Source organism: Serratia sp. Sp408, from assembly GCF_057180665.1.
On the sequence record NZ_JBXUFT010000014.1, the window covers coordinates 1 to 23735 of the forward strand.

Consider the following 23735-nt stretch of genomic DNA (forward strand, 5'->3'; position numbering starts at 1 on the left):
GTTTAATTATATCGAGTGCGATTACAATCGCTGGCGTCGTCACAGTGCCTGTGGCGGTCTTAGCCCGGAACAGTTTGAAAACCAAAACCTCGCTTAGGGCCGTGTCCACATTACGTGGGTAGGATCACGGAATATCGCCGGCCACAGCCTAACATTGACAACTGCGTGTGGTTTCCACTGAATGGTTTAAAGATTGGCGGAAAGAAAAAACCTCAGCATTTTCATGCTGCCACAGTTGTTGGACGGCTGAAGTTTCCAGTACGACAAATCAGGCAGTAACGTTCACCATGGTAATCGGTAGCACATTGTGTGCAGTGCCAGTCGGCTTTAGTAACCTAGGGAGTGGCATCGGGGAGAAAGCGTTACAGACGTTTAGCGAGGTGTGCCTCATCCGCTTCAGGACTGACATAAGGACAATGGTACTGACCATTGTGATCCTACCCACATTACGTGGGTAGGATCACATTTTAAGATAACAGGGTTGTGCTTAGGGGTTCTCCGCTTTATGCGCCCAGGCGGGCATCGCCGTCAGGTAGCGTTTTGCCCGCTTGCGCGCCTCTACTTCGCCGACCTTTTGCCAGGAATCAAGGAAACCCGCCAGACCGGAAACGGCCTCATCCCAGGATTTCAGATTGCCGTTGCCATCGCTGCAGTAAGCGCAATATTTATCGCTGGCTCCTTGCGCATCAGGTGCGGACATCGGCATCCCGCAGGCCTGACAAAACCGTTCGTGCTGTGTCATAAAACGCTCCTTCTGTCGTTTGATTGTCTACCAAATATACAGAATGAATGCGTGACGTTTAGCGTGTCAGATCAATAGATTCTGCTGGAACTATCATGAATATTGATCGAACTCATATACCCGATAATTGCCGCTTTGCTAGTCTCGGCGTATCTCTTTGGTCGTCGACAGGATTGTAGCGTTGGAAATCTTTTTTTAACCCACTGAAAAATATCCCTTAAATATTTTTCATACATAAACATCCATGGTCCGCTCAGTACGGATCCGGTTTGGTATGGGTTAAAAAAGGTAAGTTATGAAAGTTACATGGACTGTTACGCCCGTGGGGTATCAGCGCATTGCGAAACGCTGTCCTTCATGCAGCGTAAAACGGGAGTTCACGCCTTCGGGGGCATTTCGGGTGAATTCGCAAAAAAAACGGCTGGATGTGTGGAGTATCTATAAATGCACACACTGCGATTACACCTGGAACATCTCGCTGTTTTCGCGCCTGCCGGTCAGTAAAATTGACCGTGAACTTTATCGCCGGCTGATGGCCAATGATGCCGCCACGGTTCAACATTTTGCCTATGACAAAGTGACGCTGAAGCGAAACAACGCCGAGCTGGCGGGGCGGCCTGATTTTCAGGTTCAGGAGCGCTGGCTGGTCAGCATTACCAGCCGCTGGCGGGTCAGCGTAAGCGTCAGGGTTTCCCGTTCTTTTCAGGTCAGCCTGCTGTCGATTTTGAAGAAGCAGCTTATGCTGAGCGCTAGCGAAATCAAAAAACGGATGGAGTCAGGGCAAATACGAGGTCTCACCATCAACATGCTTAAATCACGAAAGTTACAGGCCGCGGAATATAAGTTTCAGCTGTCTATGGAAACGTTGTATACCCGGCGCAGGATCGTGCTGACGCGTCGGTAAAAATCAGCAGCTCACCCTGAGGTAATAAACGCCAGTATGGCAGCCGTTCAACAGCATAACGGATATACCAAGGAAGGGGGAGCTTCTACTGCTCCGGTGCTGAGTTGTGAACCGTCACAGAGAGGGCGATAAAACTATCGTGTGACTGGTATTGGCTGCTCGCTGCCAGAATACATATCGACCCAACCCAACCCAACCCAACCCCAGCGGTAAACCAACCCCCAACCAAATTTCAAATTTGCTAAGCGCCCCACAGGCTTGCTGTTGTACTTGCGATTGTCAGGGCTTTACGACAGGTTAAATATGTGTGAAATTAGTTGCGATATGTAACTAAAGTGATCCACGTAAGTTAACTCTCACGCTAGACGGCGCATATAGGCAGTAGCCCGGAGTCAGGCAGGTCCACTGCGCACTGATCAGGGCATCAACGAAGGGGTTGGATTGCATGAATGAATTTGTCAATGCCGTCAACGGCGTGATTTGGAGCCAGGCGCTCATCTACCTGTGTTTGGGAACCGGCCTGTACTTTTCTCTGCGCAGCCGCTTTTTGCAGCTACGACACCTGAAGGAGATGGTAAGCCTGATATTTCAGGGTAAGGGTAACGACGCCGGGGTGTCGTCCTTCCAGGCGTTGTCCATGACGCTGGCTGGGCGGGTCGGGACTGGCAACATCGCCGGGGTCGCCACCGCGATCACCTTCGGTGGTCCGGGGGCGTTGTTCTGGATGTGGATGGTGGCCTTCCTCGGCGCCAGCTCGGCGTTTGTGGAATCGACATTGGGTCAGGTTTATAAAGAAAAGCTTGATGGCGAATACCGCGGCGGTCCGGCGTTCTATATCGAGAAAGGTCTCGGCATGAAGTGGTACGCCTGGATTTTTGCCATCGTCACCATCTTCTCCTGTGGGGTGCTGCTGCCGGGCGTGCAGGCCAACTCGATCGGTGCCAGTCTGGACATTGCGTTTGGCATCAGCCCGAACGTGACGGCCGCGCTGCTGGCGATGCTGCTGGGGTTCATCATCTTCGGCGGGGTTAAGCGCATTGCCAACTTTGCCGGTACCGTGGTGCCGTTTATGGCGCTGGGTTATATCATCGTCGCCTGCGTGATTGTGGCACTCAATATCGATCAACTGCCGGGCGTTATCCTGCTGGTGTGGAAAAGCGCGTTTGGTCTCGACGCCGGGTTTGGCGCGATCCTCGGGCTGGCGATTATGTGGGGGGTCAAGCGCGGCGTTTACTCCAACGAAGCGGCTCAGGGTACCGGCCCGCATGCGTCTTCTGCCGCGGCGGTCAGTCACCCGGCCAAGCAGGGGCTGGTGCAGGCGTTCTCGGTGTATATCGACACGCTGTTCGTCTGTTCTGCTACCGGCTTCATGTTGCTGATTACCGGGTTGTATAACGTGCAGGGGCCGGACGGTGCCGCACTGTACACCGGGATAGCCGGCATTGCCGCCGGTCCTGGCTATGTGCAAACCGCGATGGAAAGCATGATGCCTGGCTTCGGCAGTTACTTTGTCGCCATTGCGCTGTTCTTCTTCGCCTTCACCACCATCGTTGCCTACTACTACATTGCCGAAACCAATATCGCCTACCTCAACCGCAAGATCCACCGCCCATGGCTGACCTTCGTACTGAAGATCGGTCTGATGGCTTCTGCGGTGTACGGCACGGTGAAGACCGCCGATCTGGCGTGGGGTCTGGGGGATATTGGCGTGGGGCTGATGGCCTGGCTGAACATCGTTGCCATCTTGCTGCTGCGCAATACCGCCTTCAGCTGTCTGAAGGACTACGAAAAGCAGTTGGCCGAAGGGGTTGACCCGGTGTTTCACCCAGAAAAACTCGGTATCAAGCGGGCCGACTATTGGGTAGAAAATCGCGCCGAGGTAAACCGGATCCAAGAGGCCACCGGCAAGATTGACGGCAAAGCGGGGCTTGGCTGACAGCGGCTCCTCGCCGGCGCTGGGCGCTGATGAGGTCGCGTACAAGGTATTCAAACCGGCTGCGGCCGGTTTTTTGTTGACGTAGCCCCCGACAGGAGGCTACTGGTTTTCTCCGTCAATATAAATCAATCTGATTCAAACGGCAGCGCGGCGACGGAGCACCACGCTTGCCGATTAGCGCGCCATCAGTGCAAATACGCCCCATCCTACATATTCACGGGTATACATCACGTGGCGTTTTGGCCAGTCGGTCAGATGTGCCCGGATTTCATCCACTTCCCGATCGTCAGGATGTTGCTGCAACCAGCGGCGCATGGTCAGCCACTTGGCCGCCTCGTACCTGTCCCAGCCTTCCTGATCCGCCAGTACCATTTCCACAACGTCATAACCAAGTTGGTCAAAGTAGCCGACCAGCTCTGGCAGCGAAAGAAAATCGGCCAGCGAAGTGGCGCCGCACTGTTGGGCCACGTTTTCAGACGGGGGGAACTGGCGCCAGTAGGGTTCCCCGAGAAGCAGTATCCCGCCTGGTTTCAGGCTGCGGTTCAGCAGTTCCAGCGTGCCGGCGACGCCGCCAGCGATCCAGCTGGCACCGACGCAGGCCGCCACGTCGCATTTTTCTTCGGCGACGTAGCCTGCGGCATCGTTATGGATAAAGTTAACCCGATCGCTGACGCCGAGCTGCTGCGCGCGCATTTTTGCCTGTTGGCTGAATAACTGGCTCATGTCGATACCGACACCGGTGATGCCATAATCGCGTGCCCAGGTGCAGAGCATTTCGCCCGAGCCGCTGCCGAGATCGAGAATGCGCCAGCCCGGCTCCATGCGTAACACGCGTCCAAGGGTGGCGTACTTCTCGGGCGTGAACGGATTATGGATGCGGTGTTCGCTTTCGCTAATGGTAAAAATACGTGGGATATCCATAGGTTAATTCCTTTTGTTGCGTTGTTTAATCAGGGTGCTGCTCACGCCAGGGCGAGCCATTTTGTTCCGCCCGGCTGCCGCCAGGGTTGCCACGGCCCTCCGGTATGACGGCGCCGGTTCACTCACGGCTCGGCAGCGGCTGGCCCGGCGATACGGCAGCGCTAGCGCGTCCCTGGCGGGGATGCCGGCGGCTGGCCGGGGATGGGCAGCAGAAAGACGGGGGCTGATAGTCATCATCCTCTCCTTAGCGGTTATCCAACTGGGCGCGAACGTTGCTCAGCCCAATGGCGTTGATGCGGTAAGGTTGTCCCTTGACGGACTTGATCAGTTTTTTGGTTTTGAGTTTTTTGAAGACGGCGAGCGTGCAGTCGCTGAGCAGCAGCCCTTCGCGGCTGTAGCATTCAACGGCGGTGACGCGGCCTGAAGCATCGCGGACGTGCGCAATACGTCCACCTTTGGCGAGAACGTGTAAGGTACGTTGTTCCTGACGGGATATGTTCATACTGGAAAACCTGTTAATCATCATGTGCAAAACGTGCAAACACACAGCGGTGTCCGCATTCGATTTCAGCGCATTGATAATCAGTCCGGCCTGATAAGGTCGGTAAGCTGATTATCGGATGATTACATTCTCCAGCATCAAAGCCTCGGTATGAGTTGATAGGTATTTACGGGGTGAATGATAACACCTGATATTGATATGGGTATAGGTTAATCGGAAAAATGTGATCGCGATTGGAGTTCCGCCCGCCTTAGCGCGGTCAGCGGTGCTCGCATTGCGTAGGCGTTGAGGTGGCGGATCGGACGCAGGCCAGCATCTCCAGTGGCCCCCAACAGCGATGCGGGGTAGCGTAACATCGCGCTCCGCTGAGTGGAGCGCGATGGCCGGGCTTATGGCAGGGGTTTCAGCTGTGCCACAAAGTGGCGCAATACCGGTGGTTCATAGGTGAAGGTCAGTCCTTTAAGGCTGGAGGCGCGCGCTTTGACCGCAATCAGCGCATCGGCGATATAGTCCATATGATCGTTGGTGTATACGCGGCGCGGGATGGTCAGACGCAGCAGTTCCATCTGCGACGGCTTTTGCTTGCCGGTTTGTGGATCGCGGCCAAGTAACAGCGAGCCGATTTCCACGCTGCGGATCCCCGCTTCCAGATACAGCTCATTGTTCAGCGCCTGCGCAGGGAACGCTTCCGGCGCAATATGCGGCAGCAGCAATTTTGCGTCGACAAACACCGCGTGGCCGCCGGTCGGATACTGAATCGGGATGCCGCCGGCACGCAGGCGTTCACCGAGGTATTCCACCTGGTTAATGCGGTAGGCGAGGAACTCTTCGTTGGTGCCCTCTTCCAGGCCGATAGCCAGCGCTGCCATATCGCGTCCCGCCAGGCCACCGTAGGTGACAAACCCTTCCATCGGCACGCAGCGGATACGCACCTCGTTAAACAGCTGTTCGTCAGCGCGGAAGCAGCACAAGCCGCCAATGTTGACCATCGCATCTTTCTTTGCCGACATGGTAAGCATATCGCCATACTGGTACATCTCGCGGACGATCTGTTTAACCGATTTATCGGCGTAACCCGGTTCGCGCTGCTTGATAAACCAGGCGTTCTCGCAGAAGCGGGCGGAGTCGATCACCACCGGAATGTTGTTGCGCTGGGCAATCTGATACACCTCGCGCATATTGGCGATGGAAACGGGCTGGCCGCCGGTGCTGTTGCAGGTCACGGTGGTGACGATGGCCACCACGTTTTCCGCGCCGTATTCGGCGATGGTGGCGTTCAACTGGTCGATATCAAAGTTGCCTTTCCAGTCGTCCCAGGAGGTGGTGTCAAAGGCTTTTGGCGTCACCACATTAATGGCCTTGGCACCGTTCATTTCGACGTGGGCCGCGGTGGTGTCAAAATGGAAGTTGGAAATAAACACCGGCTGCGCCGCGTTACGGCGGGCAATCAGGCTCGGGAACAGGATCTGCTCCGCACCGCGCCCCTGGTGGGTGGGAATGGTATACGGATAGCCAATCAGCTCTTGCACGGCGTCGCACAAATGATAATAGTTGCGTGAGCCGGCATAAGCTTCATCACCGACCATCATCCCGGACCACTGGCGGTCGCTCATCGCGCCGGTACCGGAATCGGTCAGCAGATCGATATACACATCCTCACTTTTCAGCAGAAACGGGTTGTAACCTGCCTCGGCCAAGGCTTTCACGCGATCGTCGTAGGTGGTCATGCGGATATTTTCGACCATTTTAATGCGGAACGGCTCAGGAATACGCTTCATCTTATATTCTCCAATAGCTTCCCACGCAGCGCAGCGGTTATTTGCCCCTTATCGAAGGCGCAGCAAATAACCACCGAACGCAGCGTTCAGTTAATTTTAATCAGATAGGGAACAGCGCGAAGAATTAGCGAGGGAAGTCGTTAGAGAGGCGTGGATCGAGGTTGTACCAGGAGTACAGACCGCCTACAGCAATGAGCCGATAAAACGATTTATGGTTCATTACAAGATTCTCTGCGTGTGAAAGGGAATCTAAAAAATAGCTAATGCTTAAAATTTATCCTAGAGATGGCTCACAATTTTCACGCTGGGTGTTTATATACATCGGGTAACAGGCATAAAAGGCAATTTTGTTATTAATTATCCCATGACCTGCGCCTGCGTTAATTATCGTTGCCAATTCCCAACGCCGATCGCCCGTAAGCCTTGAGCCCGAATTAACGCAGGGGATTATACGGCCAAAACCGCCGCCAGGCTGACCATGATGTTGTTGGAAAAGCGCCGTTTGGGTGCGCGCGGCAATATTTATGACGATTTTGTTACATCCATTGCATAACCACCCTTTCGCCATTGCCAGCGTGCGCGCAGTGGGCATCATGGAGTGATTTCAGGCAAGGTGTATCCGCTAATGATTAAAGTGGCTCTGGTAGACGACCACGTGGTTGTACGTTCTGGGTTTGCCCAACTGTTGGGGCTGGAGCACGATATCACGGTGGCAGGTCAATACGGCTCTGCGGCGCAGGCCTGGCCTGCGCTGCTCACCGATGACATCGACGTGGTGGTGCTGGACGTGGCGATGCCGGATGAAAACGGCCTGAGCCTGCTCAAGCGTCTGCGCCAACAGCGGCCGGCGTTTCGCGCCATTATCCTCAGTATTTACGATACCCCGGCGTTCGTGCAAAGCGCCCTCGATAGCGGTGCCAGCGGCTACCTGACCAAACGCTGCGGCCCCGAGGAGCTGGTGCAGGCGGTGCGCTCGGTCGGACTGGGGGGCCATTATCTGTGCGCCGACGCGGTCAAGGCGCTGCGTGGCGGTCAGCAGGATGCCAACGTGCTGGCGGCGCTGACCCCGCGTGAGCGAGAAGTGTTTTATCTGCTGGTCAAGGGCGAAAGCGTCAAGGGAATTGCCTATCAGCTCGAACTTAGCCACAAAACGGTCCACGTCCACCGCGCTAACGTGCTTGGCAAACTGCAGTGCAGCAGCACCATCGAACTGGTGCATTTTGCGTTGCAACACCAGTTGCTGGCGGGGCATTAATGACGCGTCGTTTGCGGCATATGCTGCTGTCGCTGTTCATTCTGTTCGCCTGGGGCACCGGCTGGCTGATGCTGTGGACGCTCAGCTTTTATCTGACCGACAACGGGCAGCAGGCGGCGCTGTTTCTGCCGCAGGGCGTGTATCTGGCGATGCTGATTTTGCTGTCGCGTCGCTTCTGGCCGGCGCTGCTGCTGCCGCCGTTGGGCATGATGATCTGGCTGTATCATGAACAGTTGCTGAGCGCTAGCGTCATGCTGCTCTCGCCGCCGCTGGCTCTGCTGCCGGCGTTTGCGGCGCAGCGTTATTGGCACCGTTTCCCGCTGTATTGGCAACGGCTGTCGCTGCTGCTGATGGCGGTGACGGCAAATGCCCTGTTGCAGACCGCGCTGCTGGCGCCGTGGCTGTCCAGTTCGCTGACGCTATTGGCCTTGGCGTCGTTTACCGGCGGCGTACTGCTGACGCCCTTTGTCTACCTGATGTTTGAGTTTTTACGCCAACAGCACCGCTACCATTTACTCGGTCTGGACACCAGTAACCCGCCGCTGCGCGCGTCGCTGCTGATCTGGTGCAGCCTGTTCTTTATCATCGGCATCGCCACCCAGATGGCGCTGTCGCCGGCGCTGGAACGCCTGTTGTTAATCGTGGTGTTTTTACCCAATGTGATCATGGCGTGGAAGTTCGGCTGGCAGGGCGGGGTGCTCTCCGGCCTGTTGGGCAGTATCACCATCACCGTTGCCCGGCAAATCGGCGTCGGGTTCAGCGATCTGCTGGAGTTGGAGATCTTCCTGGCCACCCAGTCGCTGTTGGGTATCGGCCTGGGGATCGCCATCAGCCGTCAGCAACATCTGGCGCTGAATCTGGATCATTATCGCCATCGGCTGGAAGGGGAGTTGCAGGCGCGCCGGGCGCTGACGGAACAGCTGATCCACACCGAAGAAGACACCCGCAAGCAGCTGGCTCGCGAACTGCATGACGAGATCGGCCAGAACATCACCGCCATTCAGATTCAGTCGCAGCTGATTAAGCGCACCGCCAGCAGCCCGCAATCCATCGACGCCGCCGGCCAAATCAACGAACTGGCACGGCGCATTCATCATTCCACCCGCCAACTGCTGCGCCAACTGCGCCCGCCGGTGCTGGATCAACTCTCCTTTGAGGATGCGCTGCGCCATCTGGTGGGCGAGTTTGCCTTCGCCGAACGCGGCATTCGCTGCCATTTTGACTACCGGCTGCCAGCACCGCCACAAAACGACACGCTGGTGCTTACCCTTTATCGGCTGCTGCAAGAGCTGCTGAATAACGTCAGCAAGCACGCTAACGCCAGCGCGGTGAACATCGTGCTGTGCCAGCAGGAGGCGTTTTTGCATCTGGAGGTGAACGACGACGGCGTTGGCATCAGCACGCAGAACATGCCCGGTTTCGGTATTCAGGGGATGCGTGAACGCGTCCATGCCCTCGGCGGCGAGCTGACGCTGGCGTCGCAGCGCGGCACGCGCGTAATTGTTAACTTGCCCACAGTTTTGCAACAAACCCCACGTTAACCAGGAAAAAGTCTTAGTCGCGCCAGACTTTGTCTCATCCCTTTTTACCCGCAGTTTCATAGAGTCGTTTTAAACGGAGAGCGCCATGCACGCATTGTCTGCTGAACAGGTTACCCAACGCTATCGGGCGCAGCGACCGCGCTTGCTGCTGTACATGGTGATCGGCTATGCGGCGTTTTATCTGACGCGCAAAAGCGTCAATTACGTGCTGCCGGCGCTGCAACTGGATTTAGGGCTGAGCAAAAGCGACATCGGGCTGCTCGGTTCGCTGTTCTACCTCAGTTACGGCTTGTCAAAGTTCGTCGCCGGGCTCTGGCATGACAGCCACGGGCAGCGGGCGTTTATGGGTATTGGCCTGTTGGCGACCGGGATGCTGAATCTGCTGTTTGCCTTTGGCGATTCACTGCTGATGCTGTTGACCATCTGGACGCTGAACGGTTTCTTCCAGGGATGGGGGTGGCCACCCTGTGCTCGCTTGCTGACTCATTGGTATTCGCGCAATGAGCGCGGCTTCTGGTGGGGGTGCTGGAATACCTCGATCAACATTGGCGGGGCGATCGTCCCGCTGATTTGCGCCTTTGCCGCCCAGTGGTGGGGTTGGCAGGCGGCGATGTTGACGCCGGGGATTGTCAGCGTGCTGTTGGGGCTGTGGCTGATCACCCGGCTGAGCGGTACGCCGCAGGAGGAGGGGCTGCCGCCGGTCGGCGAGTGGCGCAACGATCCGCTTGAACTGCGGCAGGTGGCGGCCAGCCCGCCGATGGCGCTATGGCAGATGCTGCGTAGCACCATGTTACAGAACCCGCTGATCTGGCTGCTCGGCGCGTCCTATGTGCTGGTGTATCTGATCCGCATTGCGCTCAACGACTGGGGCAACATCTGGCTCAGTGAAACCCATGGCGTCAATCTGCTGAGCGCCAACGCCACCGTGATGCTGTTTGAAGTTGGCGGCCTGCTCGGAGCGCTGTTTGCCGGTTGGGGAGCCGATTTGCTGTTCAGCGGCCAGCGCGCGCCGATGATATTGCTGTTCACCTTCGGCCTGATTATTTCCGTGGCCGCGCTGTGGCTGGCGCCGGTGCATCACTATGCGTTGCTGACGATGTGCTTCTTCAGCGTCGGTTTTTTTGTCTTCGGCCCGCAGATGCTGATTGGTCTGGCTGCCGTCGAGTGCGGCCACAAACAGGCGGCGGGCTCGATTACCGGTTTTCTCGGCCTGTTTGCCTACCTGGGGGCGGCGCTGGCCGGGTGGCCACTGTCACTGGTTATCGAACATTACGGTTGGTCGGGCATGTTCAGTCTGCTGTCCGTGGCTGCCGTATTGATGGGGTTGTTATTAATGCCATTGCTGATGGCGGGCGTTACCGCTTCTCGCAGTTATCTAACACACCAAGGATAAAATAATGAAAACTACGCTCCTCTCTACCCTGATTGCCTCCGGTATCGCGCTGGCGGCGTTGACCGGCAGCGCACAGGCCAAAGGCCGACTGGTGGTCTATTGCAGCGCCACCAACGAAATGTGCGAAGTCGAAACCAAAGCGTTCAGCGAAAAGTATCAGGTGAAAACCGCCTTTATCCGTAACGGCTCCGGCAGCACGCTGGCCAAGGTCGACGCCGAAAAGAAAAACCCGCAGGCGGATGTCTGGTACGGCGGTACGCTGGATCCGCAGTCCCAGGCCGGGGAAATGGGGTTGTTGCAACCGTATCAATCACCGCTGCTGCCCCAGATCATGGAGCAGTTCCGCGATCCGGCCAAGGTTAAAGGCAACTACACCTCTGCGGTGTACGTCGGCATTCTCGGCTTTGGCGTCAACACGCAACGCCTGAAGGAAAAGAACCTGCCGGTGCCGCAGTGCTGGCAGGATCTGACCAAGGCCGAATATAAGGGCGAAATCCAGATTGCCGACCCGCAAAGCTCCGGCACCGCCTATACCGCGTTAGCCACCTTTGTGCAGCTGTGGGGCGAAGAGCGGGCGTTTGATTACCTGAAACAGCTCAATGCCAACGTATCGCAATACACCAAGTCCGGCATTGCCCCGGCGCGCAACGCTGCGCGCGGTGAAACGGCGATTGGCATCGGCTTCCTGCATGACTATTCGCTGGAAAAAGAGCAGGGCGCGCCGCTGGAGCTGATCTCGCCGTGCGAAGGCACCGGCTATGAGATTGGCGGCGTAAGCATTCTCAAGGGCGCGCGCAACAGCGAAAACGCCAAACTGTTTGTCGACTGGGTGCTGTCAAAACAGGCGCAGGAGCTGTCCTGGCAAAAAGGCAAGTCTTACCAGATCCTCACCAACACCACGGCAACGACCTCACCCAACTCGCTGAAGCTCGACGGGCTGAAGCTGATCGATTACGACATGGATAAATACGGTTCGACGGACATGCGTAAAGCGTTGATCAACAAATGGGTAAACGACGTGAAGATGGGTAAATAAGCCCACGATCCGGCGTTAGTCGCGCCACCTTTTGCCCGGCTGCGGCCGGGCCTACTCAGAATCGGTACGCTTATGTCACAGACACTTACTCTCCATCCCGCACCACAGCGGGATGCGGTCTTCCTTTGGCTGTTACTCGGCTGGGCGGCGTTTGTTCTGCTGCCGAGCTGGAGCCTGGACTATGGCCTGATGGAGTCCACCGCTGACGAACTGCTGGCTTCGTATGGCTGGTCGCAGCTGAACGTCAGCATCTTATGGTACCTGTTGCCGAGCCTGCTGCTGATCCGCCCGTTCCAGCCGGCGCAACGCGAACGGCGCGCCCGGCATTACCTTGACGCCGGCTGGGCGCTGCTGTGCATGGCGTTTATCGTCATTAGCGCCACCGTTGTCGAGCGTGGCCTCGGCTATGCCGCCATCGTACTGCTGGTGGTTTTGGCCGCCATCATGACGCTGGCGCTGACCCGTCTTGAATGGCTGGGCGGCGACCGCTTTGTTATCGCTTCGCTGATCGCCATCATCGCACTGATCGGCATCTTTATCGTTTGGCCCAGCGTGGCGATTTTCATCCCGATGTTCACCAGTGAAAGCGGCGAGTTTGCACCGTTGGCGTTTCTCAACGTGCTGTCGCAGGCGCATATCGTCCAGGTGATCCTCAACTCGATCATGCTGTCGATTGCGGTTGGCATCGGCTGCACCTTTTTTGGCCTGGTGCTGGCGATTTACACCACCCGCATCGCCAAGCGCAGCGCGATTATCGGCCGCATTTTTTCCATTCTGCCGATTGTCACCCCGCCGTTTGTCGTCGGGCTCGGCGTCACGCTGATGATGGGGCGTTCCGGTTACGTTACCGAGCTGATGGTGAGCTGGTTCGGCCTTGACAACACCAACTGGCTGTATGGCTTTACCGGCATCTGGTTGGCGCAGGTACTGGCGTTTACGCCGATGGCGTTCATGATCCTCGACGGCGCAATAAAGACCATTCATCCGTCGCTGGAGGAGGCGTCGTATACCCTGCGCGCCAGTCGCTGGCAGACCTTTAACGGCGTGTTTGTACAACTGCTGAAACCGGCTCTGGCCAACGCCTTCCTGATCGTGGTGGTGCAATCGCTGGCCGACTTCAGTAATCCGCTGGTGCTGGGCGGCAACTATGACGTACTGGCAACGCAAATCTACTTCTACATCACCGGCTCGCAGCTGGATTATCAGGCAGCCAGCACCCTTGGCGCCTTCCTGCTGCTGTTCTCACTGCTGGTGTTCTGCGTGCAGTACATGTGGATTGGCAAACGATCCTACGTCACCGTATCCGGCAAATCCTACCGTGGCGACGTGCAGCCGCTGCCGGTAACGCTGGTGTGGAGCGTGATCGCCATTCTTGGCGTCTGGATCGTCTTCAACGCCTTGCTGTACGGCAGTATTTTCTATGGCAGTTTCACGGTGAACTGGGGAGTGGATTACACCCTGACGCTGGATAACTTTATCAAGCTGTTCGGCCAGGGTATGAGCGACGGCGCATGGCCTTCGCTACTCGATACGCTGTTGTATGCCGGCATTGCTGCGCCAATCACCGCGCTGTTCGGACTGCTGATCGCCTGGGTGGTGGTTCGCCAGCAGTTCAGGGGCAAAAAGACCATCGAGTTCAGTACCATGCTGTGCTTCGCCGTTCCGGGCACCGTAGCTGGCGTGTCTTATATCCTGGCGTTCAACAGCGCCCCGGTGTACCTCACCGGCACGGCGGCGATCGTCATTATATCGATGGTAATGCGTAACGTACCGGTTGGCATCCGCGCCGGGATCGCCGGGCTTGGGCAGATCGACAAGTCGCTCGACGAAGCCTCGTTAAGCCTGCGCGCCGGATCGCTGCGCACCATCACGCATATTCTGTTGCCACTGCTGCGCCCGGCCATTTTGTCGGCGCTGATCTACAGCTTTGTCCGCGCCATTACCACCGTTAGCGCCATTGTGTTCCTGGTCACGCCGGACACCCGCGTGGCGACGGCCTATATCCTCAACCGGGTAGAAGACGGCGAATACGGCGTGGCGATTGCCTATGGCTCGATCCTGATTGTGGTGATGCTGGCGATTATTTTCCTCTTTGACTGGCTGATCGGCGAGGCGCGAACCTCCCGTTCAAAAGCCAAACAACAGGCGTAATATTATGACTGAAAAACATTTCGTGGAACTGCGCAACGTCGCCAAGCGCTTTGGCGATAACACGGTTATCGACAATATCAACCTCGCCATCCCGCAAGGGCAAATGGTCACGCTGCTTGGCCCGTCCGGTTGCGGCAAAACTACCGTGCTGCGACTGGTGGCCGGGCTGGAAAAACCCAGCGCCGGGCAAATCATTATCGACGGCGAAGACGTGACGGAGCGTTCTATCCAGCAGCGTGACATCTGCATGGTGTTCCAGTCTTATGCCCTGTTCCCGCATATGTCGCTGGGGGACAACGTCGGCTATGGCCTGAAGATGCTGGGCGTCGCCCGTAGCGAAATCAAAACGCGGGTGAAAGAAGCGCTGGCGATGGTCGATCTGGACGGCTTTGAGGATCGTTACGTGGATCAGATCTCCGGTGGCCAGCAGCAGCGAGTGGCGCTGGCCCGCGCGCTGATCCTGAAACCGAAGGTGTTGCTGTTTGACGAACCGCTGAGCAACCTCGACGCCAACCTGCGGCGCAGCATGCGCGAGAAGATCCGGGCGCTGCAAAAGCAGTTCAACATCACCTCGTTGTATGTCACTCACGATCAGAGCGAAGCGTTCGCGGTGTCGGATACCGTGCTGGTGATGAACAAAGGCGAGATTATGCAGATCGGCTCCCCGCAGGCGCTTTATCGCCAGCCGGCATCGCGCTTTATGGCCAGCTTTATGGGCGACGCCAACCTGTTCCCGGCCAATATTAGCCAGGAGTTGGTAGAAATTTATGGTTATCGCCTGCCGCGCCCGGCCCATTTTACGGCACGGGGAGCCGGCAGCGTCGGCGTCAGGCCAGAGGCGATTACCCTCAGCCAGCATGGCGAAGACAGCCAGCGCTGCACCATTCGCCACGTCGCCTATATGGGCCCGCAATATGAGGTGAGCGTTGACTGGCACGGGCAGGAAATTCTGCTGCAGGTTAACGCCACGCGCCTGCAACCGGACGTTGGCGAAAGCTATTACCTCGAAATCCATCCTTATGGCATGTTTATGCTGGTGGATGCCGCGTAGTCTGCGCCCCTTCCTTTGCGGAAGGGGCGTTGGATATCAGCGCTACGCGCCGGATATTCCTATCAGTGCGACGGCAAAACGTCACGGTGACAGCTGCGTCTATCCGCCATCAAAAGAAAAAGAGGTGCCGGACCGGCTGTACATCACCACCGGAGCGGAGGAAAAGCTTGTGGCGGGAGTAAACAAATGCTGTCAGAGGGGATCTGCGTTACCCATGGCGACTACGGTGTTAAAGAAAACCATGCCTATAACATGAGGCTGGATTTTGTGCCTATTGAGGAGCGAAACAGCTCTCAGGATGTTTACGGGTGGGCATTTATGGCGTGTTTTAAAGTGACAAATCTCCACGGGGGTTTATCGCGTTGAAAACTTACCTGCGGAAAAGTCTTTGCCGAATGCAATGTTATTGGTTTTTCTCAGCTAGCTGATGATGTTCTAGAGCCTGGTTACCCAGGCTCTGCATCATAAACAACATGATTAATGCATCTCCCCTCACTGAATCAGCGCCTTATCACCGAGCATGGCCAATGCTGGAATCAGGTGCGCGCTGGCGTTTAAAAATGCGCTTAGCTGCTGCACACTTTCAGGCGGATAAATAACTTCCTGCTCCAATGAGTCACTAATAAATAGCAAGCCATGGCAGAGGCCTTCAATGCCGCCGGCGCTCAGCGCGTTGAGATCGGCGAGATCGATATCGGATAACGCAGACAGATCAAAGGTGCTAACCAGACGGCAGAATAGGGTGATGGAGGAGGGTAATGTATCTTGATGAGAGTCGTTCATTAAAGAAGTTCCTAAAGGTAAGGTCGACTTCACCACCCCAGGTTCCAAACTTGGGTGGTGGCCCAGACAGGTTTGGAACTCCGGCCCCTTAGCTACCGGCCAACCTTGCGGTTGCCCTGCCTGAGCCACCGAACTGAGTGTGTACGCAGGCACTGAAAAAAGACAAGTATTTTCAGTCATAAAGGGGATCAGGGTTCCAATCCTGAGCGCGGATTTTGCCGCAGCACGGTTACCTTAGCGCACACTATTTCGGTGCCAATAGGCTGCTCGCATTTACAGTAAGTTGTTGTCATTTATGGAATCACGATCCCAACGTTAGTGCATTAATATTAATTTTAAAAATCAATCCATTGCGATATATTCAGTCAAGTTATGTTCTGACGTGAGTAGCGTATGTTGTATACCGTGATTGCTGAAATGGATGAGTCGAAGTGGGATGACAAACCGGGAGAGGAATACCATTTCCCCAAGCGTTACGCCAAGATGCTTACACCGGGTACCCGCGTGGTTTACTACAAAGGCCGGCTGAAAGATAAGCGGTTCCGCGAGCAGCGCCTGTCTGACGATCCGCATTACTTCGCGGTGGCGACTATTGCCAACGTCTATCCCGATCCGCAGGCAAAAAGGGGCGAACTCTACGCCATGGTGAAGGATTTCCAACCCTTTACTCAACCGCTGCTCGCCAAAACGGCGACCGGGTACTATGAAGCGATACCGGCTAACCGCCAGTCCAATTATTGGCGCGATGGCGTCCGGCCTATCACGCAGGACATCTTCCACACCATCGTGTCGCAGGTACAGCTGGCCCCGATTGCCGTTACAGCGATAGAGGATCCCGACGTTGATCCCAACCTTGAGTCCGTTAGCTATCAAGAAGGCGGGAAAATCAGCTATTACACCACCAAGTATGAACGTGACCCGCAGCTACGGCGTGCAGCGCTGAAATTGCATGGCGTGACCTGCTGCGCCTGTGGTTTCAACTTTAAGGCCTATTACGGTGAATATGCGGAAGGGTTTATTCATATTCATCATATCGTGCCCGTTTCTGAATTTGGCGGTCAAAAAGAGGTGGATCCCGCCACCGATCTGGTACCGGTGTGTGCCAATTGCCATAGCATTATCCACCGTAAAAAGAACAAAACGCTGACCATCGACGAACTAAAGGCAATGATTCAACAGCAAAAATAATCATTATTGCTGCCGATTGCGGGATGTCGCCCTGCGGCGTTGTTTGCCAACATCCCCTCTGTGCGGAGTATCGATAGGCAGGCGCTGCCTGGCGGCATAATCGACGGTTTTTCCCCTCCGTTGGGGCGGCGCAGCGTATCGCTCGCTAGCCCAGTTGCCGATCCCACTCATAACTATCCCTTACCGATATTTCCATCACCGCCGGCTTATGTCATTCTTGGCATCCTGTTTAGCAAAAGGACCCTGCGTGATGCCTGATTTTTCTCGTTGCACCTTCACCGAAGGCAGTGTGACGTTGCCGGAAGGTTATAGCGATCGTACCGTCAACGTGCTGTTGGCCGGTGATGATGCTTCCCCCTCGTTGAATATTTCCCGTGATGCGTTGCAGCCGGACGAAACGCTGGCGGACTACATCACGCGCCAGCTCGAGACGTTATCCCACAGCCTGAAGGGCTGGGTGCTGAAGGGGCGTGAGCCGGTGGCTTTGGGTAACTCGCGTCTGCCGGGGGAAAGCGTGCACGCCAGTTATCTGCGCGACGGTAAACGCATTTGGCAGCGTCAGGCGGTGTTTGCGCTGGAGCAGGGGCAGGTACTGGTGTTCACCCTGGCGCAGCCACGCAAGCTGGCACCGCAGGACGAGGCGCTGTTGCAACAGGTATTGGACAGTTATCAGCCGGCTGCCAACGTGGCCGATCGGGCATAAAAGGAATTTGTCATGAGTGAAGCGGCACGCGTCGGTGACGCCATCGGCCATTCCCACGCCTTGGCCGGTATGATTGGCGGCACTATCGTCGGCGGCTTGATTGCGGCGGCGGGAGCGGTGGCTGCCGGTGCGCTGTTTGTCGCCGGGCTGGCCGCGTCCTGCGTTGGCGTTGGCGTGTTGCTGATTGGCGCCAGTCTGGCGGTGGGGTATCTCGCCGGGGAGGCGGCCACTGCGGCCCGCGACGGCATTGCCGATGCCGGGGCCGGCAGTCTGACGCCGAAAGGCACCATACTGACCGGTTCCCCCAATGTGTTCATCAATGGCAAACCGGCGGCGATTGCTACCCTCAGCCAGGTCACCTGTGCGGATGACGGCCCTAGCATGCAGATGGCGCAAGGCTCGGACAAGGTATTCATCAACGACTTCCCGGCCTCGCGCGTTGGCGATAAAACCAACTGCGACGCCACGGTGATGGAAGGTTCGCCCAACGTCACTATTGGCGGTGGCACCGCCACCACTTTACCGATCAAACCCGAAGTGCCTGACTGGTTGTACAAGGTCTCTGACCTGACGCTGCTGTTTGCCGGCCTGGTCGGCGGCGTTGGCGGTGCGGCCAGCAAGCTGGGCGCCATTGGCCGCATGCTCAGCAAAGCGCCGGGCATCAACAAGCTGGGGCGAGTTGCCTGCCGTGCCGGCACGCTGATGACCGCTACCGCGGCTGCCGGTATCATCGCCCGCCCGGTCGACGTGGTCAGCGGCCAGAAGTTTCTCGACGGTGACGATGAGCTGGACTTCGTGCTGCCGTCACGCCTGCCGGTGGCCTGGCAGCGCTACTGGCGCAGCGGCAATCCGGCAGACAGCGTGCTCGGCCGTGGCTGGAGCCTGTTCTGGGAAAGCAGTCTGCAACCCTATCAGGACGGCCTGGTGTGGCGCGCGCCGTCCGGTGATTACGTGTCGTTCCCGATGGTACCGCTTGGCCACAAAACCTACTGCGAAGCCGAAAAATGCTGGTTGATGCATAACTGGGACGGCAGTTGGCAGCTGTTTGACGTCGGTGAACAAAGCTATCACTACCCACGTCTGGACGGCGAACAGCCGAGCCGCCTGAGCATGCTCACCGATGCCATCGGTAACACCACGTCACTGTTTTATAACGACAGCGGCCAACTGAGCGAGCTGGTGGACAGCGCCGGGCAACGCCTGAGCTGCCGCTATCTCACCACCGCCAACGGGCTGGCCCGCCTGAGCGCGGTGTTGTTGCATACGCCAGACGGCGACGTGACGTTGGTCAGCTACGACTACGACCAACAGGGGCAACTGATTGGCGTCACCAATCGCGCCGGCGAAATCACACGGCGCTTTGGCTGGCATGACGGGTTGATGGTCAGCCATCAGGACGCTGCCGGGCTGCTGAACGAATACCGCTGGCAGGAGCTTGATCATTTGCCGCGCGTGGTGGCCTACCGCAACAACGCCGGCGAACAGCTGGACTTCAGTTACGATTTTGCCGGTGGCCGCCGCAGCGCGCTGCGCGACGACGGCAAGCAGGCGGTCTGGCAGTTGGATGACGACGACAACGTGGCGCAGTTCACCGATTTCGACGGGCGTCAGTACGGCTTTATCTACGCGCGCGGCGAGCTGTGCAGCGTGGTGCTGCCGGGCGGCGCGCAACGGCAAAGCGAGTGGGACAGCTACGGCCGCCTACTGAGCGAAACCGATCCGTTGGGGCGCACCACCACCTATCAATATTCACGCAACAGTGGTCGCCTGTTCTCCATCACCTATCCGGATGGCAGCCGCGAATGTCAGCATTGGGACACACAGGGGCGCCTGACCAAAAGCCTCGACGTGCTGGAAAACACCACGTTGTACCACTATCCGGACGATGAGGAGAGCCTGCCGTCGCGCATTACCGATGCGCTGGGCGGCGTGGTGCAACTGGCCTGGAACGGCCAGGGACTGCTGACGCGTTACACCGACTGTTCTGGCAGCGTAACCGCGTATGCCTATGATGCGATGGGGCAACTGACCGCGCGCACCGACGCCGAGGGCAACCTGACGCGATACCGTTGGGACGCCGCCGGTCGCCTGCAAACCCTGCTTCATCCGGACGGCAGCGAAGAGCAGTTTGACTGGAATGCGCAGGGGCAGTTGGCGAGCCACCGGGATCCGCTCGGCAGCGAAACCCGCTGGCGTTATAACTCGCTGGGTCTGCCGGTCAGCATCACCGATCGCATCAACCGTACGCGTCAGTATCACTACAGCCCACGCGGCTGGCTGATGCGGCTAGAAAACGGTAACGGCGGTGACTACCAGTTCAGCTATGACGCTAGCGGGCGCTTGCTGGCAGAACAGCGGCCAGACGGTCTGCATCACAATTACCATTACGACGCCGCCGGACTGCTGCATGAGCGCAGTGAAACCAGCGGGCAAACCCGTTCTGGCGAACTGGCGCAGCGGTATGAGCGCTTTCGTTTCGACGAGGCGGGTCAACTGGTGTGGCGCGGCAACGACAGCGCGGAATGGCAATACCAGTATGACGCTGTCGGCCGCCTGAATGCACTGACGCGCACCCCTACCGCCGCCGGCGTAGCGCTGGGTATCGCCGCCGACAGCGTGCGGCTGCAATACGACGCGGCGGGCAATCTGCTAACCGAACAGGGGATTAACGGCGAACTGCAATATCAGTGGGATGCGCTGGCCAATCTGCAGGCGCTGACGCTGCCGCAGGGCGACCGGTTGCAATGGCTGTATTACGGCTCTGGCCACGCCAGCGCGGTGAAGTACAACCAGCAACTGGTGAGCGAATTTACCCGCGACCGCCTGCACCGGGAAACCGGCCGCACGCAGGGCGCGTTACAGCAACAGCGCCAGTATGACGCATTGGGGCGTCGCCGTTGGCAAAGCAGCGGCTTCCTGCACGGGCAAATCGTCAAGCCGGAAGACGGTGCGCTATGGCGAGTGTTTCACTATACCGGCCGTGGTGAGCTGGAGGGCGTCAGCGATGCCCTGCGTGGCGATATCCATTACGGCTATGACGCCGAAGGGCGGCTGCTGCAACATCGCGAGAAAAATCTCGGCAAGCGGGGTCTGCGGCTGGTGTATGACGCCGCCGACAACCTGCTGGGCGAGAAAAGCCCGCATAGCGAGGTGGAAAGTCATTTGCCGCTGGCGGCGGTCAGCAACAACCGACTGCCGCAGTGGCAGCAATTATTCTACCGTTACGACGCCTGGGGCAACCTTGTCAGCCGCCGCAACGGGCTGTATGAACAACATTACCGCTACGACGCCGATAACCGTCTGATTCATGCCCAGGGGCGCGGGCCGGAAGGCGAATTTGTCGCGCACTACCACTATGATGCGCTCGGTCGCCGTAGTCGCAAACAGGTACAGCTGAAAGGCAAACCGATGGTCAGTACGCGCTTCCTGTGGCAGGGCTACCGGCTGTTGCAAGAACAGCGCGACGACGGCACGCGCCGCACCTGGAGTTACGACCCGGCCAGCCCGTGGACGCCGCTGGCGGCGATCGAACAGGCCGGCAGTGGCCGCCAGGCGGATATTTACTGGTTGCACACCGATCTCAACAGCGCGCCGCTGGAAGTGACCGACGCCGACGGCCAGTTACGTTGGTCCGGGCAGTACGACACCTTCGGCAAACTGACCGGCCAGACGGTGGCCGGTGCAGCCAAACGCACCGGACCGGTTTACCATCAACCGCTGCGTTATGCCGGGCAGTACCAGGATAACGAAAGCGGATTGCACTATAATTTGTTCCGCTACTATGAGCCGGAAGTGGGGCGTTTCACCACGCAAGATCCGATCGGATTGCAGGGCGGGCTGAACCTGTATCAGTATGCGCCGAATCCGTATGGGTGGGTGGATCCGTTGGGGTTAACCCCTGACACATTAATACATTACACTACTGGGGATGGCTTGGCAGGGATATTGGAAAGTGGTGAACTCAGGGCTTCTTCTGGACCTATACATGCTCGTTTCGGGGATGGGCAATATCTGACTGATATTAGACCTGAACAGATCGGTGGCCGAACATTAAAAGATGCAGCTGGCACAGGAAAATTATCATTGGGTCAAGTGGCAAATAACCTCTATGGCGACTCCAGAAAGATTAACAGTATTTCCCATTACGTGGAAATTGATGTGACGGGTCTCGATGTTTCTGAACCAAGGAAAAATACTTTCAGGATTGCTAATAATGGTAATCTGGATATCTCTAATCGAATAGTTAAGAGCGGGAAAAGTTGTGGAAATTGATAAGAGTTATTACCTAAGTAAATGTGAACTTCCTCAAGGCGAAGGGACGGTTATTACTGAGTTTTATGGTGAAGTAGCGACTCGGCAAATTACCATTTTTAATGGTATTATGTATTCATCTTCTTCGCTAGAGGATTGGGACGAAAATGTTGGTTATCTGTTGTATGATGGTAAAAAAAACGAGCTTGATTTACAGGAATCAGAAGTTATAGATGAGATGCAGTTCGAATATGAATGGGATAAAACTCTTTCCGATTCCGTTGTGAACTCTTACATCAGTTATCAAACTGGTGATGCAACCATTCCTATTTCTTCATCTCGTTTGATTATTCATATTGTAAATAACATGGGGAAATGGGGGAAGGGATTTGTTGTTGCTCTATCAAAGCGCTATCCAGTGGTAAAGAAAATGTACCAGGATTGGGTTAATGACGATAAGTCTTTTGCTCTAGGTAATGTTCAGTTCGTTGTTGTAGACGAGGTTGAGAATGTTTTCGTAGCAAATATGCTTGCCCAAAATGGGATTAAAAGAAATTACAAAGACAGTACGCAGTATATTTCCTATGAGCATCTTGAGAAATGTTTGTCACTTGTTGCTGACTTTGCTCTAGAAAAAAGATTAAGTATACAACTGCCTATGATTGGCGCTGGGCTTGGTGGTGGTGATTGGAATGTTATTGAAAAAATTATCAAAAATAAAATAGCAAGAAATAAAATAAAGTGTGATATTTTAAGGTTGTAGTATATGATAATGAATTCAATAGTTATTTTTTAGTATAAGCCAGTCACTAACGACTGGCTTATACTTTTATGTTATTCCTATAGGTATTGATAATATCGAGATGTTTATCATTATTCCATGAAGTAATGACCTAATAACACAGATGGAATATATCTATTATTTTACTACAGACGGGGAGTACGCTTCACCTGCCCAAATTTGATAGTATTTCATGAGGTTAGAATTTGTGCGTGCGTGAACTGAATCCGATGCTGTGGATGGCTGTTTTTGGGATTAATAAAGGTAAGTTTTCCGTGATTAATATAAACTATGTTTTTCCAAAAGATATGTCAGGCCCAAGGGTAGATACCATGCTGATAAAGAGTGCGTTAGTCGTGATAATTAATCTGTTTATAATCGGCTGCAGGTAGACCCTGATTTTAAAAGGGAAATGAAAACGAAGTATCCTGGTTTGGTTGAGCCTGTGCAACCTAATGCCAAAGGAAAGTTTAGTAAGTATTCTCCACCTGACATGACTTGGCACCATGAAAATAGACCAGGTGGGTTAAGCTTGGTTGACTATAATGACCACCGGTCTTACCACAAAATTTATCACCCTGATGGGTCCGGGGGACGGAAAAAATGGGGTGGTGGTACAGATTGTCGTTAATAGGATGATGATATGAAAACAATTGATGGCTTCAAAGGGTTACTCTCTATTTATAAGGATTTGATCTTACCCAGCAATAGTGGACACGCGACTAAGTGAGTAAACTCTCAAGCAAGAGGTGACTCACATGACAAAACCAGCATCAACCACTAAAAAGCCACGCAAGCAACATACACCTGAATTCCGCG

The 23735-nt window shown here is 55.9% G+C and carries 20 protein-coding genes and 1 pseudogene; 14 read left to right on the top strand and 7 right to left on the bottom strand.

What is annotated here, in order from left to right; all coding sequences use genetic code 11:
- Positions 1-97, top strand: a 97-nt coding sequence (locus tag AC2AXP_RS22355) for an IS3 family transposase (protein ID WP_071890408.1), incomplete at its 5' end; no start/stop codon positions are given.
- Between the two features lie 124 nt (positions 98-221).
- Here AC2AXP_RS22355 and AC2AXP_RS22360 read toward each other — a convergent pair.
- A pseudogene (locus AC2AXP_RS22360) lies at positions 222-320 on the bottom strand (putative zinc ribbon protein); the annotation flags it as partial.
- A 167-nt stretch (positions 321-487) separates the two neighbouring features.
- Positions 488-742 carry a zinc ribbon domain-containing protein gene (locus AC2AXP_RS22365; RefSeq protein ID WP_198773218.1) on the bottom strand — a complete coding sequence of 85 codons (255 nt, stop codon included), beginning with the start codon at positions 740-742 and terminating at the stop codon, positions 488-490.
- A 295-nt stretch (positions 743-1037) separates the two neighbouring features.
- Here AC2AXP_RS22365 and AC2AXP_RS22370 point away from each other — a divergent pair, with 295 nt between their 5' ends.
- Positions 1038-1646, top strand: coding sequence for a DUF1062 domain-containing protein (locus AC2AXP_RS22370; RefSeq protein WP_484381973.1), 609 nt, complete (start codon positions 1038-1040; stop codon positions 1644-1646).
- Between the two features lie 445 nt (positions 1647-2091).
- Positions 2092-3582, top strand: coding sequence for an alanine/glycine:cation symporter family protein (locus AC2AXP_RS22375; protein WP_273870532.1), 1491 nt, complete (start codon positions 2092-2094; stop codon positions 3580-3582).
- Positions 3583-3756: 174 nt separating this feature from the next.
- On the opposite strand, the gene AC2AXP_RS22380 is transcribed toward AC2AXP_RS22375, so the two are convergent.
- From AC2AXP_RS22380 to tnaC, 4 genes are all read right to left on the bottom strand, one after another.
- Positions 3757-4503: an SAM-dependent methyltransferase gene (locus AC2AXP_RS22380; RefSeq protein ID WP_484381974.1), complete on the bottom strand. Its 747-nt coding sequence runs from the start codon at positions 4501-4503 to the stop codon at positions 3757-3759.
- Positions 4504-4747: 244 nt separating this feature from the next.
- Complete coding sequence (locus AC2AXP_RS22385; protein WP_004955772.1) at positions 4748-5005, bottom strand: YjhX family toxin; 258 nt, start codon at positions 5003-5005, stop codon at positions 4748-4750.
- Between the two features lie 389 nt (positions 5006-5394).
- On the bottom strand, positions 5395-6783 hold the full coding sequence (gene tnaA / locus AC2AXP_RS22390) for a tryptophanase (protein ID WP_004955771.1): 1389 nt from the start codon (positions 6781-6783) through the stop codon (positions 5395-5397).
- Between the two features lie 124 nt (positions 6784-6907).
- On the bottom strand, positions 6908-7003 hold the full coding sequence (tnaC, locus tag AC2AXP_RS22395; RefSeq protein WP_071586633.1) for a tryptophanase leader peptide: 96 nt from the start codon (positions 7001-7003) through the stop codon (positions 6908-6910).
- 405 nt (positions 7004-7408) lie between these two features.
- On the opposite strand from tnaC, the gene AC2AXP_RS22400 reads away from it, so the two are divergent.
- The 6 genes from AC2AXP_RS22400 to fbpC all read left to right on the top strand — a co-directional run bounded on the left by AC2AXP_RS22400 (position 7409) and on the right by fbpC (position 15210).
- On the top strand, positions 7409-8038 hold the full coding sequence (locus tag AC2AXP_RS22400; protein WP_004955770.1) for a response regulator transcription factor: 630 nt from the start codon (positions 7409-7411) through the stop codon (positions 8036-8038).
- Entirely contained in the window at positions 8038-9579 is a 1542-nt protein-coding gene (locus AC2AXP_RS22405) for an MASE1 domain-containing sensor histidine kinase (protein WP_004955768.1), read from the top strand. The genes AC2AXP_RS22400 and AC2AXP_RS22405 overlap by 1 nt, the downstream gene beginning before the upstream one ends.
- Positions 9580-9664: 85 nt before the next feature.
- Positions 9665-10972 carry an MFS transporter family glucose-6-phosphate receptor UhpC gene (uhpC, locus tag AC2AXP_RS22410; RefSeq protein WP_004955766.1) on the top strand — a complete coding sequence of 436 codons (1308 nt, stop codon included), beginning with the start codon at positions 9665-9667 and terminating at the stop codon, positions 10970-10972.
- Between the two features lie 4 nt (positions 10973-10976).
- On the top strand, positions 10977-12008 hold the full coding sequence (locus AC2AXP_RS22415; protein WP_004955764.1) for an ABC transporter substrate-binding protein: 1032 nt from the start codon (positions 10977-10979) through the stop codon (positions 12006-12008).
- A 72-nt stretch (positions 12009-12080) separates the two neighbouring features.
- A complete protein-coding gene (locus tag AC2AXP_RS22420; protein WP_004955762.1) occupies positions 12081-14159 on the top strand; it encodes an ABC transporter permease in 2079 nt (692 codons plus the stop codon).
- 4 nt (positions 14160-14163) lie between these two features.
- Positions 14164-15210, top strand: a complete 1047-nt coding sequence (gene fbpC, locus AC2AXP_RS22425; protein ID WP_004955760.1) for a ferric ABC transporter ATP-binding protein — start codon at positions 14164-14166, stop codon at positions 15208-15210.
- A 492-nt stretch (positions 15211-15702) separates the two neighbouring features.
- Here fbpC and AC2AXP_RS22430 read toward each other — a convergent pair whose 3' ends face one another.
- Entirely contained in the window at positions 15703-15993 is a 291-nt protein-coding gene (locus AC2AXP_RS22430; protein WP_198773224.1) for a hypothetical protein, read from the bottom strand.
- A 393-nt stretch (positions 15994-16386) separates the two neighbouring features.
- Between AC2AXP_RS22430 and AC2AXP_RS22435 the strand changes: the two genes are divergently transcribed.
- The 5 genes from AC2AXP_RS22435 to AC2AXP_RS22455 all read left to right on the top strand — a co-directional run bounded on the left by AC2AXP_RS22435 (position 16387) and on the right by AC2AXP_RS22455 (position 23547).
- Complete coding sequence (locus AC2AXP_RS22435) at positions 16387-17181, top strand: HNH endonuclease (protein ID WP_273870512.1); 795 nt, start codon at positions 16387-16389, stop codon at positions 17179-17181.
- A gap of 250 nt (positions 17182-17431) precedes the next feature.
- Positions 17432-17884 (top strand): DcrB-related protein, encoded by a 453-nt coding sequence (locus AC2AXP_RS22440; RefSeq protein WP_004955756.1) that lies wholly within the window; start codon positions 17432-17434, stop codon positions 17882-17884.
- A 12-nt stretch (positions 17885-17896) separates the two neighbouring features.
- Positions 17897-22156: an RHS repeat-associated core domain-containing protein gene (locus tag AC2AXP_RS22445; protein ID WP_484381975.1), complete on the top strand. Its 4260-nt coding sequence runs from the start codon at positions 17897-17899 to the stop codon at positions 22154-22156.
- The gene (locus tag AC2AXP_RS22450) at positions 22146-22898 is read left to right on the top strand and encodes a macro domain-containing protein (RefSeq protein WP_484381976.1); all 753 of its coding nucleotides are present in this window, start codon (positions 22146-22148) and stop codon (positions 22896-22898) included. The genes AC2AXP_RS22445 and AC2AXP_RS22450 overlap by 11 nt, the downstream gene beginning before the upstream one ends.
- 511 nt (positions 22899-23409) lie before the next feature.
- Complete coding sequence (locus AC2AXP_RS22455; RefSeq protein ID WP_227745740.1) at positions 23410-23547, top strand: HNH endonuclease; 138 nt, start codon at positions 23410-23412, stop codon at positions 23545-23547.
- The last annotated feature ends 188 nt before the right edge of the window (positions 23548-23735 follow it).

Coding starts and splice junctions, on each gene's coding strand:
- AC2AXP_RS22365 (WP_198773218.1), bottom strand. CDS start 742: ATGACACAGCACGAACGGTTTTGTCAGGCCTGCGGGATGCCGATGTCC.
- AC2AXP_RS22370 (WP_484381973.1), top strand. CDS start 1,038: ATGAAAGTTACATGGACTGTTACGCCCGTGGGGTATCAGCGCATTGCG.
- AC2AXP_RS22375 (WP_273870532.1), top strand. CDS start 2,092: ATGAATGAATTTGTCAATGCCGTCAACGGCGTGATTTGGAGCCAGGCG.
- AC2AXP_RS22380 (WP_484381974.1), bottom strand. CDS start 4,503: ATGGATATCCCACGTATTTTTACCATTAGCGAAAGCGAACACCGCATC.
- AC2AXP_RS22385 (WP_004955772.1), bottom strand. CDS start 5,005: ATGAACATATCCCGTCAGGAACAACGTACCTTACACGTTCTCGCCAAA.
- tnaA (WP_004955771.1), bottom strand. CDS start 6,783: ATGAAGCGTATTCCTGAGCCGTTCCGCATTAAAATGGTCGAAAATATC.
- tnaC (WP_071586633.1), bottom strand. CDS start 7,003: ATGAACCATAAATCGTTTTATCGGCTCATTGCTGTAGGCGGTCTGTAC.
- AC2AXP_RS22400 (WP_004955770.1), top strand. CDS start 7,409: ATGATTAAAGTGGCTCTGGTAGACGACCACGTGGTTGTACGTTCTGGG.
- AC2AXP_RS22405 (WP_004955768.1), top strand. CDS start 8,038: ATGACGCGTCGTTTGCGGCATATGCTGCTGTCGCTGTTCATTCTGTTC.
- uhpC (WP_004955766.1), top strand. CDS start 9,665: ATGCACGCATTGTCTGCTGAACAGGTTACCCAACGCTATCGGGCGCAG.
- AC2AXP_RS22415 (WP_004955764.1), top strand. CDS start 10,977: ATGAAAACTACGCTCCTCTCTACCCTGATTGCCTCCGGTATCGCGCTG.
- AC2AXP_RS22420 (WP_004955762.1), top strand. CDS start 12,081: ATGTCACAGACACTTACTCTCCATCCCGCACCACAGCGGGATGCGGTC.
- fbpC (WP_004955760.1), top strand. CDS start 14,164: ATGACTGAAAAACATTTCGTGGAACTGCGCAACGTCGCCAAGCGCTTT.
- AC2AXP_RS22430 (WP_198773224.1), bottom strand. CDS start 15,993: ATGAACGACTCTCATCAAGATACATTACCCTCCTCCATCACCCTATTC.
- AC2AXP_RS22435 (WP_273870512.1), top strand. CDS start 16,387: ATGTTGTATACCGTGATTGCTGAAATGGATGAGTCGAAGTGGGATGAC.
- AC2AXP_RS22440 (WP_004955756.1), top strand. CDS start 17,432: ATGCCTGATTTTTCTCGTTGCACCTTCACCGAAGGCAGTGTGACGTTG.
- AC2AXP_RS22445 (WP_484381975.1), top strand. CDS start 17,897: ATGAGTGAAGCGGCACGCGTCGGTGACGCCATCGGCCATTCCCACGCC.
- AC2AXP_RS22455 (WP_227745740.1), top strand. CDS start 23,410: ATGACTTGGCACCATGAAAATAGACCAGGTGGGTTAAGCTTGGTTGAC.